The sequence below is a fragment of the Pantoea sp. NGS-ED-1003 genome (assembly GCF_000738765.1).
Lineage (GTDB): Bacteria > Pseudomonadota > Gammaproteobacteria > Enterobacterales > Enterobacteriaceae > Pantoea > Pantoea septica.
This window is the reverse complement of the sequence record NZ_JPQA01000005.1, coordinates 145,870-162,464: the sequence shown is the minus strand read 5'-3', so window position 1 is coordinate 162,464 and position 16,595 is coordinate 145,870. Positions and strand designations below refer to the sequence as shown.

General features: G+C 58.9%; 13 protein-coding genes. 6 read left to right on the top strand and 7 right to left on the bottom strand.

The features are described from left to right. Positions 1-137: 137 nt before the first annotated feature. Positions 138-1,538, bottom strand: a complete 1,401-nt coding sequence (asnS, locus tag JS46_RS11720) for an asparagine--tRNA ligase (RefSeq protein WP_033751232.1) — start codon at positions 1,536-1,538, stop codon at positions 138-140. A 159-nt stretch (positions 1,539-1,697) separates the two neighbouring features. Further along, the gene (gene pncB / locus JS46_RS11715) at positions 1,698-2,903 is read right to left on the bottom strand and encodes a nicotinate phosphoribosyltransferase (RefSeq protein WP_033751921.1); all 1,206 of its coding nucleotides are present in this window, start codon (positions 2,901-2,903) and stop codon (positions 1,698-1,700) included. 241 nt (positions 2,904-3,144) lie between these two features. Between pncB and pepN the strand changes: the two genes are divergently transcribed. Then, positions 3,145-5,760 (top strand): aminopeptidase N, encoded by a 2,616-nt coding sequence (gene pepN / locus JS46_RS11710; protein WP_033751230.1) that lies wholly within the window; start codon positions 3,145-3,147, stop codon positions 5,758-5,760. A gap of 268 nt (positions 5,761-6,028) precedes the next feature. Here pepN and ssuB read toward each other — a convergent pair whose 3' ends face one another. The 5 genes from ssuB to ssuE are packed head-to-tail and all read right to left on the bottom strand — an operon-like array spanning position 6,029 to position 10,285. Continuing rightward, positions 6,029-6,817, bottom strand: a complete 789-nt coding sequence (gene ssuB / locus JS46_RS11705) for an aliphatic sulfonates ABC transporter ATP-binding protein (RefSeq protein ID WP_033751227.1) — start codon at positions 6,815-6,817, stop codon at positions 6,029-6,031. Next, positions 6,814-7,605: an aliphatic sulfonate ABC transporter permease SsuC gene (gene ssuC, locus JS46_RS11700; RefSeq protein WP_033751224.1), complete on the bottom strand. Its 792-nt coding sequence runs from the start codon at positions 7,603-7,605 to the stop codon at positions 6,814-6,816. The genes ssuB and ssuC overlap by 4 nt, the downstream gene beginning before the upstream one ends. Positions 7,606-7,615: 10 nt before the next feature. Beyond that, positions 7,616-8,761 carry an FMNH2-dependent alkanesulfonate monooxygenase gene (ssuD, locus tag JS46_RS11695; RefSeq protein WP_033751221.1) on the bottom strand — a complete coding sequence of 382 codons (1,146 nt, stop codon included), beginning with the start codon at positions 8,759-8,761 and terminating at the stop codon, positions 7,616-7,618. Between the two features lie 10 nt (positions 8,762-8,771). After that, complete coding sequence (locus JS46_RS11690) at positions 8,772-9,719, bottom strand: sulfonate ABC transporter substrate-binding protein (RefSeq protein ID WP_033751219.1); 948 nt, start codon at positions 9,717-9,719, stop codon at positions 8,772-8,774. A 14-nt stretch (positions 9,720-9,733) separates the two neighbouring features. Beyond that, positions 9,734-10,285 carry an NADPH-dependent FMN reductase gene (ssuE, locus tag JS46_RS11685; RefSeq protein ID WP_033751216.1) on the bottom strand — a complete coding sequence of 184 codons (552 nt, stop codon included), beginning with the start codon at positions 10,283-10,285 and terminating at the stop codon, positions 9,734-9,736. Between the two features lie 765 nt (positions 10,286-11,050). Here ssuE and JS46_RS11680 point away from each other — a divergent pair. The 5 genes from JS46_RS11680 (at position 11,051) to JS46_RS11660 (ending at position 16,595) form a co-directional block, all read left to right on the top strand. Then, a complete protein-coding gene (locus JS46_RS11680; protein WP_033751214.1) occupies positions 11,051-12,031 on the top strand; it encodes a glycosyltransferase in 981 nt (326 codons plus the stop codon). A 206-nt stretch (positions 12,032-12,237) separates the two neighbouring features. Then, a complete protein-coding gene (locus JS46_RS11675) occupies positions 12,238-13,764 on the top strand; it encodes a lipopolysaccharide biosynthesis protein (protein ID WP_033751212.1) in 1,527 nt (508 codons plus the stop codon). Continuing rightward, on the top strand, positions 13,761-14,768 hold the full coding sequence (locus JS46_RS11670; RefSeq protein ID WP_033751209.1) for a glycosyltransferase family A protein: 1,008 nt from the start codon (positions 13,761-13,763) through the stop codon (positions 14,766-14,768). The genes JS46_RS11675 and JS46_RS11670 overlap by 4 nt, the downstream gene beginning before the upstream one ends. 120 nt (positions 14,769-14,888) lie before the next feature. Further along, the gene (gene pyrD / locus JS46_RS11665; protein WP_033751207.1) at positions 14,889-15,899 is read left to right on the top strand and encodes a quinone-dependent dihydroorotate dehydrogenase; all 1,011 of its coding nucleotides are present in this window, start codon (positions 14,889-14,891) and stop codon (positions 15,897-15,899) included. Between the two features lie 153 nt (positions 15,900-16,052). Continuing rightward, the gene (locus JS46_RS11660) at positions 16,053-16,595 is read left to right on the top strand and encodes a cell division protein ZapC (protein ID WP_033751204.1); all 543 of its coding nucleotides are present in this window, start codon (positions 16,053-16,055) and stop codon (positions 16,593-16,595) included.

Genomic DNA, 16,595 nt, shown 5'->3' with positions numbered 1-16,595 from the left:
TTCTAAAAGAAAATTTGTATTACAAAATGTAAATATTGGGGAACTTTGTGAGAGAACTCAAAATTTACAAAAATAAAAAAAGGCCGGCAGTGCCGACCTCTTTATATATATGAATTTCTTATAATTAATAGATAATTTTAGAAATTTGCATTGCGCGGGGTGCGTGGGAAAGGGATAACGTCCCTTACATTTTGTACGCCGGTGACATAGGCGATTAAACGTTCAAAGCCTAAACCGAAGCCTGAATGGGGCACGGTGCCGTAGCGACGCAGATCGCGATACCACCAGTAATCTTCTTTATTCAGGCCCATCTCTTCCATACGCGCATCCAGCACGTCGAGGCGCTCTTCACGCTGCGAACCGCCGATAATTTCGCCGATGCCCGGCGCCAGCACGTCCATCGCCGCCACGGTTTTATTATCTTCGTTAAGGCGCATATAGAACGCCTTGATCTCTTTCGGATAGTTTTTTACTACAACCGGCGCTTTAAAGTGCTGCTCGGCCAGATAGCGCTCGTGCTCTGAAGAGAGATCGATGCCCCAGGAAACCGGGTTTTCGAAGCTCTGTCCGCACTTTTCCAGAATCGTAATAGCGTCGGTGTAATCAACCTGTGCGAAGTCGGTGGAGATAAAGCGCTCCAGACGATCGACCGCCTCTTTATCCACGCGTTCGGCAAAGAACGCCATATCGTCGGCGCGTTCGTCGAGCACCGCTTTAAATACATACTTCAGCATCGCTTCGGCGAGCGCGGCGGCGTCATCCAGCGTGGCGAAGGCGATTTCCGGCTCTAGCATCCAGAATTCCGCCAGGTGGCGACTGGTGTTGGAGTTTTCCGCGCGGAAGGTCGGGCCGAAGGTGTAGATTTTCGACAGGGCGCAGGCGTAAGTTTCGCCGTTCAGCTGGCCGGAAACGGTCAGGAAGGCCTCTTTGCCGAAGAAATCTTCGTTGAAGTCGACGGCGCCCTGCGGCGTGCGCGGCAGGTTTTCCAGATCCAGCGTCGAAACGCGGAACATTTCGCCGGCGCCTTCGGTGTCCGAGGCGGTGATCAGCGGAGTCGAAACCCAGAAGTAGCCGTTCTCGTGGAAGAAGCGATGCAGCGCCTGCGCCAGGGTATGGCGCACGCGCGCCACGGCGCCGATCAGGTTGGTGCGCGGACGCAGGTGCGCCACTTCGCGCAGATATTCGATGCTGTGACGCTTCGCCGCCATCGGATAGGTGTCAGGATCGTCCACCCAGCCGGTCACTTCCACGCGGGTCGCCTGGATCTCAAACGCCTGGCCCTGGCCCGGCGAGGCTACTACGGTACCGGTCACGATCACGGAGCAGCCGGTGGTCAGGTGCAGAACCTCGTCCTGATAATTATTCAGAGAATTATTCACAACGGCCTGAACGGGATTAAAGCAGGAACCGTCATAAACGGCGACGAAGGAAAGACCGGCTTTTGAATCTCTTCGGGTACGCACCCAACCACGTACGGTGACTTCACTGTCAACCGCGACGCGACCGTGCAGTACATCCGCTACAGGCACTACGCTCATAAATATCTCTCTATATAGAAGAAGTGAGTTTGAAAAATCTCCCCACACCGGGGTGTTGCTATGTTACTTGCGAGTCGCAAGGAAACAAGCAAAATCCGGCGGGACGGCAGATTTATTACAGCAGAAGCGGGGCGCGTCAACGCCCCGATAACGCGAGGATTAACTGGCTTTTTTCACCAGTGGCAAATCGAAGGCTTTGCGCAGCGCGCGGACGAAGGCCTGATCCTGACAGATGGTTTTGCCCGGACTGTCGGAGAGTTTCGCCACCGGCTTGCCGTTGCACTCCACCAGTTTAATCACGATATTCAGCGGCCTGACGCCGGGAATATCGCAGGTCAGGCGGGTGCCGATGCCAAAGACGACGTTGGTGCGTTGGCCAAAGTGGCGATAGAGCGCCAGCGCCTTATCCAGGTCGAGGTTGTCGGAAAAGACCAGGGTTTTGCTGTGCGGATCGATACCCAGCTTCTCATAGTGAGCCAGCGCCTTTTCGCCCCACTCAACGGGATCGCCTGAATCGTGGCGCAGTCCCTGATAGCGGCTGGCGAAGTTAACGCCGAAGTCGCGCAGGAAGGCGTCCATCGCGATACAGTCGGTGAGCGCAATGCCCAGCTCTCCGTCATACTCGTCGAGCCACGCCTGCAGCGCCGCGCGCTGGCTGTTGGCCAGCACCGGACTAATCTGCTGAAAAGCCTGAAACCATTCGTGCGCCTGGGTGCCGACCGGCGTCAGCGCCAGGCGGCGCGCCAGATCGTAGTTGCTGGTGCCGATCAGCCAGGGGAAGTCCTGCTTCAGGCTGGCGACGATGGCCTGCTGCACCTCCTGCGAGAAACGGCGGCGGGTGCCGAAATCCATCAGGCGAAAGCGCGACATATCGATGTCGGCGACGTCGCGGCGGAAGGCGCTCAGCTTCTGCTGCAGATGGTCGACCGCCTGCTGCGCGCTCACCAGCGGCGAGCGATGGCGATGCACCACTTCGCTGATCAGCGCCAGCAGCGGCACCTCCCATAAAATCACTTCGCGCCAGGGGCCGGTGATGCGGATAGCGAGATGGCCGTCGCTATTGCGCACCTGCACCTGGTCGGGGTTATAACGAAAATCGCGCAGCCAGTTTAGGTAGTCGGCGTGGAAGAAGGGCAGGCTGGAAAGATACGTATGTTCGTCATCGGTCAGCGCTAGCGTCTGCATGGCGTTAATGGCCTCGCGAATCTCGTTCGCATAGAGACCGAGCAGATCGTCGCCGCGGCAACGAAACTCAGCCGCCACCGTGACATCATGATAACGGTGGAATACGGCTTGCTGCATATGAAGCTTGTAGGCGTCAGTATCCAGCAGGGAAGTCAGTATCGGGGAAGCATGTCCTGTCATGGTGCGTTTCAGCATCCTGTTCGGCGGCGCAGAGCCCGGTGTGTGAGAGTCATAAAGACGCAGGAGTATAAATCAGTAACTGCGACCGATCACAGCATATTTCAAGCCCGCAGGTCGAGGTTAAAACGTGCCGTTGTTAATGAATTGTAGCTATTTATGCCGCGATGCGCATTGTGCATGGCAAGCTAAAGGCAACGCGCTTAGACTTTGGCGGTAAACCTATAACAATGCGAGACGGAATATGACGCAACAGCACCACATTAAATATCGCCACGACTATCGTGCGCCGGATTACACCATCACCGATATCGACCTGACCTTTGCGCTCGACGCCGCAGCGACGCGCGTCACCGCCGTCAGCCAGGTTAAACGTCTCGGCGATGCGCAGGCTGAGCTGCGTCTCGATGGCGAAGCGTTAACCCTGATCGCCATTGAAGTGGATGGCTCGCCGTGGAGCGCCTACCGCCAGGAAGAGGGCGCGCTGGTGCTGAGCCAGCTGCCGGAGCAGTTCCAGCTCAAGATTGTCAACGATATTCATCCCGATAAAAATACCGCGCTGGAAGGGCTCTATCAGTCTGGCGAAGCGCTCTGCACCCAGTGCGAAGCCGAAGGTTTCCGCCACATTACCTGGTATCTGGATCGCCCGGACGTGCTGGCGCGCTTTACCACCACCATTATCGCCGACGAGGCGCGCTACCCCTATCTGCTCTCCAACGGCAACCGCATCGACGGCGGCAAAGCGGAGCAGGGCAAGCACTGGGTGAAATGGCAGGATCCCTTCCCGAAACCCTGCTATCTCTTTGCGCTGGTGGCGGGCGATTTCGACGTGCTGCGCGACAGCTTTAAGACCCGTTCCGGCCGCGACGTGGCGCTGGAGATCTTCGTCGATCGCGGCAATCTGGATCGCGCCGACTGGGCGATGACCTCGCTGAAAAACAGCATGAAGTGGGATGAGGAGCGCTTCGGCCTCGAGTATGACCTCGACATCTTTATGATTGTCGCCGTCGACTTCTTCAATATGGGCGCGATGGAGAACAAAGGCCTGAACGTCTTCAACTCCAAATATGTGCTGGCGAAGGCGGAAACCGCGACCGACAAAGACTATCTCGGCATCGAAGCGGTAATCGGCCATGAATATTTTCACAACTGGACCGGCAACCGCGTCACCTGCCGCGACTGGTTCCAGCTCAGCCTGAAAGAGGGGCTGACGGTATTCCGCGATCAGGAGTTCAGCTCCGATCTCGGCTCGCGCGCGGTCAACCGCATCGATAACGTGCGCGTGATGCGCGGCGCGCAGTTCGCCGAGGACGCCAGCCCGATGGCGCATCCGATCCGCCCGGATCAGGTGATGGAGATGAATAACTTCTATACCCTGACCGTTTACGAAAAGGGATCGGAAGTGATCCGCATGATGCACACGCTGCTCGGCGAAGAGAACTTCCAGAAAGGGATGCAGCTCTACTTCGAGCGTCACGACGGCAGCGCGGCGACCTGCGACGACTTCGTGCAGGCGATGGAAGATGCCTCGAATGTCGATCTGTCGCAGTTCCGCCGCTGGTACAGCCAGAGCGGCACGCCGGTGCTGACGGTGCGCGACGACTACAACCCCGAGCTGGAGCAGTATACGCTGCACGTCACGCAGCACACGCCGCCGACCGCCGATCAGAAAGAGAAGCTGCCGCTGCATATCCCGCTCGATATCGAACTCTATGACGGCGAAGGCAAGGTGATTCCGCTACAGCATAACGGTCATCCGGTGCATCACGTGCTGAACGTGACCGAGGAGTTCCAGACCTTTATCTTCGATAACGTCTACTTCCAGCCGGTGCCGTCGCTGCTGCGCGAATTCTCCGCGCCAGTGAAGCTCGACTATAAATGGAGCGATGCTCAGCTCACCTTCCTGATGCGCCATGCGCGCAACGACTTTGCACGCTGGGATGCGGCGCAGAGCCTGCTGGCCACCTATATCCGCCTTAACGTGGCGCGCCATCAGCAGGGCCAGCCGCTGTCGCTGCCGCTGCACGTTGCCGACGCTTTCCGCGCGGTTCTGCTGGACGAAGGGCGCGATCCGGCGCTGACCGCGCAGATTCTGACGCTGCCGGGCGAGAACGAGATTGCCGAGCTGTTCGAGGTGATCGATCCGCAGGCGATTACGGTGGTGCGCGAGGCGCTGGTGCGCACGCTGGCCACCGAGCTGGCGGATGAGTTTTATGCCGTCTACAACGCTAATCAGCAGGGCGAGTACCGTATTGAGCACGATGCGATGGGGCAGCGCGCGCTGAAGAATATCTGTCTCTACTATCTGGCGTTCGGCGAAACAGCGCTGGCGGACAGGCTGGTGCAGACGCAGTATCAGCAGGCGAACAATATGACGGATGCGCTGGCGGCGCTGGCGGCGTCGGTGGCGGCGCAGCTGCCGTGCCGCGGCGCGCTGCTGGCGCACTACGACGAGCGTTGGCATCGTGATGGCCTGGTGATGGATAAATGGTTAATGCTGCAGGCCACCAGCCCGTCGCCGGACGTCTTGCAGAAGGTGCGCGAGCTGCTGCATCATCGCTCGTTCACCATGAGCAACCCTAACCGCATCCGCGCGCTGATCGGCGCCTTCGTCTCCGGCAACCCGGCGGCGTTCCACGCTAAAGACGGCAGCGGCTATCAGTTCCTGGTGGAGATGCTGACCGATCTCAATACTCGCAACCCGCAGGTGGCGGCGCGTATGATCGAGCCGCTGATTCGCCTGAAGCGCTACGACGCCGACCGTCAGGCGCTGATGCGTCAGGCGCTGGAAACGCTGCAGGGGCTGGATAAGCTGTCGGGCGATCTCTATGAGAAGATCACCCGCGCGCTGAACGCCTAAACGGCAAAGGCGGGAAATATTCCCGCCTTACAGGCCGCAGAAAAGTATAAAACGCGGGTAGCAGGGACTGGAGAGCAAAGCGTCCCGCGACAGGGACAAAAACGCCGGGAGCGTTTTTGAACAACGCAGCGCGTTGGCCCGGTACGGGCGCACCTCAGGGATGAGGTGCGTATCCACGCGGGCCGAGCGCGTAAGGATGCCTTGAGCGACTTTGCGATCGGTCACTGCTACCCGCGTTGTCATCTGACCCCGGTGTTACCAACTATTTTTAGCGCTGGTGGGCGTAGCGCGCCGGCTGCTCGCTTTCGCTGCGGCGCATCACGCGATCCAGCACCTCCGCCTCCAGCTCCGCCAGCCTGGCCGACCCGCGACGGCGCGGACGCGGCAAATCCACCAGTAAATCGAGCCCAATCTGACCCTCTTCGATCAGCAGCACGCGATCCGCCATCGCGACGGCTTCGCTGACGTCATGCGTCACCAGCAGCACGGTAAAATGGTGCTGCTGCCATAACGACTCGATCAGCCCCTGCATTTCAATACGCGTCAGCGCGTCCAGCGCGCCGAGCGGCTCGTCGAGCAGCAGCAGACCCGGACGGTGGATCAGCGCGCGCGCCAGCGCCACGCGCTGCTTCTGTCCGCCGGAGAGCGCAGCGGGCCACTCATGCGCGCGCTCCGCCAGCCCGACCGCCTCCAGCGCCTCGAGCGCCGCGCCGCGCCACTCGCGGCCCTTCAGGCCGAGACCGACATTATCGATAACCCGCTTCCACGGCAGCAGACGCGCGTCCTGAAACATCAGACGGGTATCTTCGCGCGCGGTGTGCAGCGGCGCGTTGCCCGCCAGCAGCTCGCCCTGCGTGGTCTGCTCCAGCCCTGCCAGCAGGCGCAGCAGCGTGCTCTTGCCGCAGCCGCTGCGCCCAACTACCGCGACAAACTGGCCGGAAGGAATATGCAGATCGATATGATTCAGGATGGTGCGGCTGCCGTACTGCTTGCTGACGCCGTTAACGCCGACCGGCGTGCCGGCGTTCAGCCGCGCCGGAGAGAGTGAAGTGCTCATGCGTTTTCCTCCTTCAATTGCCAGGCCGGATGCCAGCGCAGCCAGATGCGTTCCAGCAGCAGGGCGGCGACATCCGCCAGTTTGCCGAGCAGGGCGTAAAGAATAATCGCCACCACCACCACGTCGGTTTGCAGGAATTCACGCGCGTTCATCGCCAGATAGCCGATGCCCGAATTGGCGGAAATGGTTTCGGCGACGATCAGCGTCAGCCACATCAGGCCGAGCGCGAAACGCACGCCGACCATAATCGAGGGCAGGGCGCCGGGCAGGATCACCTGAATAAACAGGCTCCAGCCCGAGAGGCCGTAGCTACGCGCCATCTCCACCAGGCCGCGATCGATATTGCGGATGCCGTGGTAGGTATTGAGGTAGATGGGAAACAGGGTGCCGAGCGCCACCAGAAAAATCTTCGCGGCCTCGTCGATGCCGAACCAGAGTATCACCAGCGGGATCAGCGCCAGATGCGGCACGTTGCGCAGCATCTGCACTGAGGTATCGAGCAGCCGCTCGCCAAGGCGCGAGGTGCCGGTGATCAGCCCCAGAATCAGCCCGATGGAGCCGCCGATGCTAAAGCCGATCAGCGCGCGCCAGCCGCTGATGGCGAGGTGCTGCCACAGCTCGCCGCTGGCGGCCAGATGCCAGAAGGTAATGACGATATTTTCCGGCGAAGGCAGAATGCGCGTCGACAGCAGCCCGCTCTGGGAGGCAATTTGCCAGATCGCCACCAGCAGCGCCGGGAAAATCCAGGGCACCAGCTGGTTGGTAATGCGTTTAGTGGTTTTCGCCATCATTTCTCCCTCAGCTCTGCGACACTTTCTGCGGACGGAAATCGTTGGCGACGGTTTCGCCGAACGCCTGCACATCGCGCGGTTGCGGGATCTGCGGCACCTCCAGGTCGAGATGCGGGAAAAGCAGCTCGCCGACGCGATACGCCTCTTCCAGATGCGGATAGCCGGAAAGAATAAAGGTCTCGATGCCGAGGTCGGCGTACTCCTGCATGCGCGCGGCCACGGTCGGGCCGTCGCCGACCAGCGCGGTGCCGGCGCCGCCGCGCACCAGACCGACGCCCGCCCACAGGTTCGGGCTGATTTCCAGCTGGTCGCGGCGCCCGCTGTGCAGCGCCGCCATGCGCTGCTGGCCCACCGAGTCGGTGCGGGCGAATGCGGCCTGGGCCTTCGCGATAGTGTCGTCGTCGAGATGGGCGATCAGACGATCGGCGGCGCGCCAGGCTTCATCGTTGGTTTCGCGAACGATGACGTGCAGACGAATGCCGAAGCGCACCTTGCGTCCCTGCGCCGCCGCTTTGGCGCGCACCTGTTCAATCTTCTCTTTCACCAGCGCCGGCGGTTCGCCCCAGGTGAGGTAGACGTCGACCTGCTCGGCGGCCAGATCCTGCGCCGGTTCGGATGAGCCGCCGAACCAGAGCGGCGGACGCGGCTGCTGCACCGGGTCGAACAGCAGGCGCGCGCCGCGCACCTTCACATATTTGCCAGCGTAATCGACCGTTTCGCCCTCCAGCACGCGACGCCAGACGCGGGTAAACTCCGCCGACTCGACATAGCGCTCATGGTGATCGAGAAATACGCCGTCGCCCGCCAGCTCTTCGGGATCGCCGCCGGTCACCAGATTAAACAGCGCACGGCCGTTAGAGAGGCGATCCAGCGTCGCGGCCTGGCGCGCCGCCTGGGTCGGCGAAATCACGCCGGGGCGCAGCGCCACCAGAAAGCGCAGGCGCTGCGTTACCGGGATCAGCGAGGCGGCGACCAGCCAGGCGTCTTCGCACGAACGACCGGTCGGGATGAGCACGCCGCCGAAGCCCAGGCGGTCAGCGGCCTGCGCGATCTGCTGCAGGTAGCCGTGGTCGACCGGACGCGCCCCTTCCGAGGTGCCGAGATAGTGTCCGTCGCCGTGCGTCGGAAGAAACCAGAATACGGATAAGCTCATTATTCGCTCCTTACTGAAGTTGGGCGCTGGGATGCCAGATGCGATCGGCGATCGTCAGGTTGACCGGCACCAGGTGGCTGGAATAGAACAGATCGGCGGTATGCTGCTGCGCCGCTGCGGTTTGCGCGCTGACCGGCGATATGCGGGTCGGCGGGCGGTGATCGAGATAGCTGGCGATAACCGGCTTCGGCAGGCCCATTGCGGCGGCGAGCAGATCGATGCTCTGATCGCGCTGGCTGAGCGTCAGCGCATCCGCCTGGCTAAAAGTATCCAGCACCTGTTGAACGAAGGCGCCGTTCTGCTCGGCGAACTTACGCGTCGTCAGGTAGAACGAGCCGGTAAGATTGAGCTGGCTGCCGTCGGCCAGCACGCGCACGTTGCCCTGCTGCAGCGCGGCGGAATAGTAGGGATCCCAGATAGCCCAGGCGTCCACGTCGCCCTGCTGAAAGGCGGCGCGCGCGTCGGCGGGCGTCAGATAGATCGGCTGAATATCCTTAAAGCTCAGCCCTTCACGCTGCAGGGCGCGCAGCAGCAGGTTGTGCGAGCTGGAGCCTTTCTGAAAGGCGACTTTCTTGCCTTTCAGGTCGGCAACGCTTTTCAGCGGGCTGTTCTTCGCCACCAGAATCACCTCAGCCTGCGGCTTAGGCGGCTCCGAGCCGACGTAAAGCAGATCGGCGCCCGCAGCCTGGGCGAACAGCGGCGGTATATCGCCGGTGCTGCCGAGGTCGATACTGTCGACGTTTAGCGCCTCCAGCATCTGCGGACCGGCGGGAAATTCGATCCACTGGATTTTAGTGTCGGGGAAGCGCTGCTCCAGCAGCCGGTGCGATTTCGCCAGCACCATGCTGACGGAACCTTTCTGGTAGCCGATGCGAATCTGCGCGGGCGCGTCCGCCGCCTGCGTTTGCAGGCTTAGCACGGCGAGTACGGCAAGTAGCCAGCCGGTGATGCTCTTCATGTCGGTTTCTTCCTTTAAACAGCCTGCGCCAGAGGTTTGTGATGGCGCGTCAGCGCCAGCCAGAACGCCTCGACCGCTTCATCCAGCCGGCGCGCCAGCGGCGCCTGCAGCTCAGGCTGGCGATCGTAGTGGGTAATCTGATGATCTTCGGCAAACACGCCGTGCAGGATCTCCTGCGCCTTCAGCGCGTTCAGCACCGGCTTCAGGGCGTAATCGACCGCGAGCATATGGGCCACGCTGCCGCCGCTGGCCAGCGGCAGCACCACTTTGTGCTCCAAGGCGCGTTCGGGCAGCAGATCGAGCAGAGTTTTCAGCGCGCCTGAGAAAGAGGCCTTATAGACCGGCGTGGCGACGATCACGCCGTCGGCGGCGAGCAAATCTTCGCGCAGCGCCAGCAGCGCCGGGGCATCGAAACGCGCGTTAATAAGATCGTCTGGCTGAAAGTTCTGGATATACCAGGGGATCACCTCAACGCCGCGCGCTTCCAGCGCGCGCTGGCACAGGGTAAGCAGCGAAGTCGAACGTGACGGGAAACGCGGGCTGCCAGCTAGCGTAATAACTCGCATCGTTACTCCTTATAACTGAAAGTTATTGATTAGCTATTGTTGAGAACTGATGGTCACATCCTGACAGAGCGGGGGAGAGGGCTTAAATGATTTATCCGGCAATCTAAAGGCGAAAAGCGCAAAACGCGCAGCGTTATTAATGAAAGCATTATCGGAAGCGGCTGGGCTGAGTTCCGAATAATCCTAAAAGGCTGGCGCAGATCCAGAGGCATTGTTTATGCCGACTTAACAAATAGCAGCAAAAGTATCTGCACATTATCTGGCGCAGGCTTATTAATCAGACAGGACACGTGGCGCTATTTGTTTCCTGCAACCCATTTGATGTGACGTCAAGGAGAGAAAGCTAATCATGCCGCCTCCGCTGTGGGCTCGCCGGCGTTATTATCGGAATATCGCCATGCCGATAACGGACGTCGGGGAAGCGTCATTTTCGTTAAGTGATAATAAAGCCATCAGACTGAAAAGCCTTGTGACCTCTTTTCCGTCTAAAAGCGCTGACGCTTTAGCCAGAAAAGTTACATGATGTTAAGCAAAAGCCGCGCTTTGCCTCTGATACTTTACCTGGCGTGATAGATTCCGCGCTGAGGACGAATCTGAATAAAACGCTGGCCCTGTTAATAGAAAAAAGCTTCTGCCTATACTGTTCCACCACGAGAGACTCGCTGCTGACGTCTCGTTTAATTCTTTCTGCGCCATGCTTTAACACAACTTTAATATTTGTGTAACGCTCGTGCTTTTTCTTTTAATCGACCCAGAGAAAGATGTATGGCAAAGACGCTGCTATCAGTCATTATTCCCACGTATAACGTGGAGAAATATATAGTCGAATGTGTCGACTCCTTGTTGCGTCAGGTTGACGCGCCGACAGAAATTATCATTGTTAACGACAGCTCGACCGATGGCACTCTGGCGCTGGTGGAGCAGAAATATGGTCACCAGCCGCAGGTTCGCGTTATCACCACGCCCAACGGCGGCGCGGGTAAAGCGCGAGATACCGGCATTGACGCCGCGCAGGGAGAGTTTGTCTTCTTCTGCGACCCGGACGATATCGTGCCGGAAGGGTTCGTTGCAGAGCTGCGGCAGGTTACCGCTGCGCACCCTGAGATCGACCTCTTTTGCTTTAATTCGCAGATGTTTGAAGACGGTCGGGAAAATCAGACCCGTCCTAAAGTGCGCCACGATCAATTCGGTCTGCAGTCGCCACAGCAGGTTTTGTCGCGTCTGTTGAATAACGGCTCCTATACCTCCGCCGCCTGGAACTACGCGGTGAAAAGAAGCCTGATTACGCAGCACAACCTGCGTTTTGTCGACCGGGTGCATGAAGATCATAAATTTACGCTGTCGGTATTTGTTCATGCCACGCACGCCTGGGTAAGCCAGCACGTTTACTATCGCCAGCGCGTACGCAGCGGCTCGCTCACCAACAGTCGCAAAAACGACGACTATTTCCTGCAGCGTTATAACGCCTTTATGCAGACCTACGGCATCCTCAAGCATAATTTAGATCATTCGCCGCTGAAGACGCAGCTGGAAAAAGCCTATTTAATGCACTCTTTCCGCCTGATGATTTATTTGTCGCTCTACAACGGCACGCCGGTGCCGGAATATGTCATTAATGCGATTCGCTTCATGGGCGGCAAATTTAAGCCGGTCAACGCTAAAGAGTGGCTGCTTATTAATCGCCCGCGCATGTTTATCCTGCTGCAAAAATATAAAGTTACAAAAGAGCTGAAAAAAGCCGCCTGACTTTTCGCTCGCATTGGCATGCCTGCTTATCGGACGATTCACCGCGGATAAATATTATTTCACCCTCTGGCTTCTTCCGCGGCAGGTCAGATTATCTCTGGCGCGCAGCGCCAGAGATAAATTTAAGACTATGTCTGGTAGGCAGGTCTGATGATGTGTGCCACGCTTGTGGCCTCCGAGAAAACTGCCCAGATACAATCATACTTATGTCAATTAAACGTAACGCGATCGCCAATTATGTCGGTCAGATTTACCTGACGCTGTCAGGCATTCTGGTCGTGCCGCTCTATATTCAACATCTCGGGATGGAAGCTTACGGGCTAGTGGGTTTTTTCTCGATTCTGTTAACCTGGCTCCAGCTGCTCGACGCTGGCGTGTCGACCACGCTCATGCGCGAAGCGGCGCGCTATCGCGCTAATCAGGCGGAGTTTATCTGGTTCCCGGCGCTCTTCTCCGCGCTGTCGAAATTCTTTCTGATCTCCACGGTCATTCTGGTGGTGATCGGCTGGCTGGCGACGCCATGGATCGCCCATAACTGGCTCGACGCGCGCCATCTGCCTTCGGCGGACGTGACGCTTGCCGTCGCTATCATGGTGATTACGGCGGCTATTCGCTGGCGTACCAGCCCCTATCGCAGCGTGATTGTCGGCTTTGAGCATCAGGTATGGCTCAACGGCGTCAACCTGGTCATCGTCACGCTGCGCACCTTTGGCGCGGTGCTGATCATTCAGCTCTTCTCCAATCCGGTGCTGAGCTTCTTTATCTGGCAGCTGGCGGTGTCGATAGCGGAAGCGATCTGCCTGATTGCCAAGTCCTATCAGCTGGTGCCTGCCGCCGCGCGTAAACAGAAGCACGAAAACTTAAAGACGGTGTTAAAGCCCTTTATTCGCTTTGCGCTGAGCGCGGCGTTCGCCAGCGCCATCTGGACCTTTATTTCGCAAATTGACCGTCTGGTGCTGTCGAAAACTCTGCCGCTGAGCGCCTACGGCTCCTTTACCGTCGTCGCTACCGCGGCTACCGGCATTATCCTGCTCAGCAGCCCGATTATGCAGGCGATCGTGCCGCGCATGACCGGCATTAAAACGCGGAAAGAGGGCGATGCCGAATCCCTGACGCTCTACCGCTACACTACTCAGGCGGTGGCGATCTTTATGGCGCCGCTCAGCATTACTATCGCGATGTTCGCCACGCCGCTGCTCTGGGCCTGGACGCAGAACACGCAGGTCGTGACGGATATGTCGTTCGTGCTCAGCCTCTACGCGCTGGGCAGCGGCGTACAGGCGATCTGCGGCCTGCTTTACCATCTGCAGTACGTCAACGGCAACCTCAAGCTGCATCTGAAGGGCTTCTCCTGCTTCGCCGTGATCCTGGTTCCGCTCAACATCTGGGCCGCGATTCACTATGGCGCGGAGGGCACCGGCTGGCTGTGGCTGGGACAGAACGTCTTCTATCTGGCCGGCTGGGCATGGCTGGTGCACCGCCGTTTCGCGCCGGGCATTCACTTTACCTGGCTGACGCGCGACGTGCTGCTGATCTGGGCGGTCGCGGGGCTGATCGCGTGGCTTTGCACCTTCCTGCCAATCGAGTGGAACCAGAACCGCTGGCTTAACCTGCTGTGGCTGGGTCTGATCGGCCTGGTTAACCTCTCAGTCTGCTGTCTGCTGCACAGCCTGGTGATTAAGCGTCTGCTGCCTGCCCGAGCCAAAGGTTTTACTATTGAGGAGCGAGAATGAGCACACGGAACCCTGACAGCCGCGCAGCGACGATCTCTGTTATCGTGCCGAACTGGAACTGCGCGCCCTGGCTGCCGGAAGCGATCGATTCGCTGCTGGGTCAGTCATCTCCGCCGGAGCAGGTGATCGTTATCGACGACGGCTCCACCGACGACAGCGTCGCCCTGCTGGAGGCGCTGACCGCCCGCCACCCGCAGCTGACGCTGCTGCGCGGCGAGCGCGGCGGGGTCAGCGCGGCGCGCACCAAAGGGCTGGAGATCGCCACCGGCGACTTTATCTACTTTATGGACGCCGACGATTTTGTCTCAAAAGATCTCTTCGCCGACTTCCGCAGCACGCTGGCGCAGCATCCTGAGATGGAGATGTTCTGCTTCGGCGCGCGCATGTTTACCGACAAACCGGTCGCCGAGCGCCAGTATGAGCAGTTCCATCAGCGCCACGTCGACGCCGTCCTGCCCGGCGGCGCCGATACGCTGCGCAGCATGATTCCGCACCGCTCGGCCCATCGCACCCTGTGGAGCAGCATTCTCTCGCGCGATCTTATTATCCGCACCGGCGTGCAGTTTCTGCCGATCCAGAACCATGAGGACGCGCCCTATATGTTCGCGCTCTATATGTCGGCGCGGCAGATCGGCTTTACGCGGAAAAGCTACTACAACAAGCGCTTTATGCCGACCTCGCTGTCGCAGGGCAAGGCGACTTTCTCCTGGGTGGAAAACTACTATATCGCCCGCCGCAGCAGCGAAAGCTTCCTGCGCGAGCAGGGATTGCCGCCGGAAGAGAAGCTGCTGGACATCTACTATCAGCCGGTAATGTACGGATGCCTGATCGAAATCCGCAAAAACAATATTGCGGTGCCCGCCTCCTGGCATACCACTATCGATCAGCTGGTGCGCAAGGTCACGGGCGAAAGCAAACGTCTTAAGCTGCTCTGGTACTATCCGACGATTTACAGCGGTCTGCAGGCGTGTCGCCGTCTGGCGCGTTATGCCAGCAAGCGCTGATCGCGATCAATAATCTTGTCCCGTCAGTAATTTACTTTTGCGCCAGAGGCCTTTACCATTCTGGCGCACATTTTCCCGTGCACCCCGACTACTCATCGCTTCCGACCTCCAGGAGAGTGCATGCTTTATCCTATCGTCCGACCTGCGCTGTTTAAGCTCGACCCCGAGCGCGCTCACGAACTCACTTTTCAGCAACTGCGTTTCATCAGCGGCACGCCGCTGGAGGCGCTGATCCGTCAGCGTCTTCCTTCCCGTCCGGTGACCTGCATGGGCTTACGGTTCGACAACGCGCTGGGGCTGGCGGCCGGACTGGATAAAAACGCCGAATGCATCGACGCCTTCGGCGCGATGGGGTTCGGCTTCGTCGAAGTCGGCACCGTCACGCCGCGTGCTCAGGCGGGCAACGATAAGCCGCGCATGTTTCGGCTGGTCGAGGCCGAGGGCATTATCAACCGCATGGGCTTTAACAATCTCGGCGTCGATCACCTGGTGGAGAACGTCAAAAAAGCGCGGTTTAAAGGTATTCTCGGCATTAATATCGGCAAAAATAAAGATACGGCGGTAGAAAACGGCAAAGAAGATTACCTGATCTGCATGGAGAAGGTTTATGCGCATGCCGGTTATATCGCGGTAAATATCTCCTCGCCAAATACGCCGGGATTGCGTACGCTGCAATATGGCGAAGCGCTCGACGATCTTCTGGCGTCGATTAAAGCCAAACAGAAAGCGCTAGAGCAGCAGCACCTGAAATATGTGCCGGTCGCAGTAAAAATTGCGCCCGATCTTTCTGAAGAAGAATTAATACAAATTGCCGACAGTCTGGTGCGCCATAATATCGATGGCGTGATCGCCACTAATACGACGCTGGATCGCTCGCTGGTCAGCGGCCTGCAATACAGCACGGAGTCAGGCGGCCTGAGCGGTCGTCCGGTGCAGTCGCGCAGCACGGCGGTGATCAAGCGGCTGGCGCAGGAGCTGGACGGCGCGCTGCCGATTATCGGCGTCGGCGGTATTGATTCATTAACCGCGGCGCGAGAAAAAATGGCCGCGGGCGCCGCGCTGGTGCAAATTTACTCCGGTTTTATTTATAAAGGACCGGGATTAATAAAAGATATCGTGACCCATCTCTAAGACATTTCTAATAAAACGACGCCGGGGGGTTTATTTCTCACTTCGGCTCGTTTATATTTTTCCTCTGTTGTGCGTATTTTCAGCTTTTTCCCCACAAACAGGGCTTCGCTGAGTCTGTGCAGAGAAACGCGGCGGTTAATGACGAGGCAAATTATGAAAATCAAACCTGATGATAACTGGCGCTGGTATTTCGACGCCGACCATGACCGGATGATGCTGGACCTGGCTGACGGTATGCTTTTCCGCTCTCGCTTTCCCCGCAAAATGTTGACCCCCGACGCCTTCACCCAGACCGGATTCAGCGTTGACGACGCTGCCCTCTACTACACCTTCGAAGAACGCTGCCGACAGAGTTCGCTAAGCGTTAATCAGCGCGCCGAGCTGACGCTCAACGCGCTGGTGGCGAGCCGCTTTCTGAAGCCGCTGATGCCGAAAAGCTGGCATTTCACCGCCTGGACCTGCGTGCTGCAGCCGGAGGCGGGCGATATGGTGGAGGTGACGCTGGCGGAAAACGGCGAACAGGCGCGGCTGCTGGCGGTGGAAAGCGGCGGCAACGCCACGCTCTGCCTGCTGGCACAGCCTACGCTTACGCTGGCGGGCAAGCAGATGGTGTTAGGCGACGCCATCAAAATTATGAACGATCGCCTGCTGCCGCACCATGCAGAGAGCGCGCCGCGCTTCGCTTACGCGGTCTGA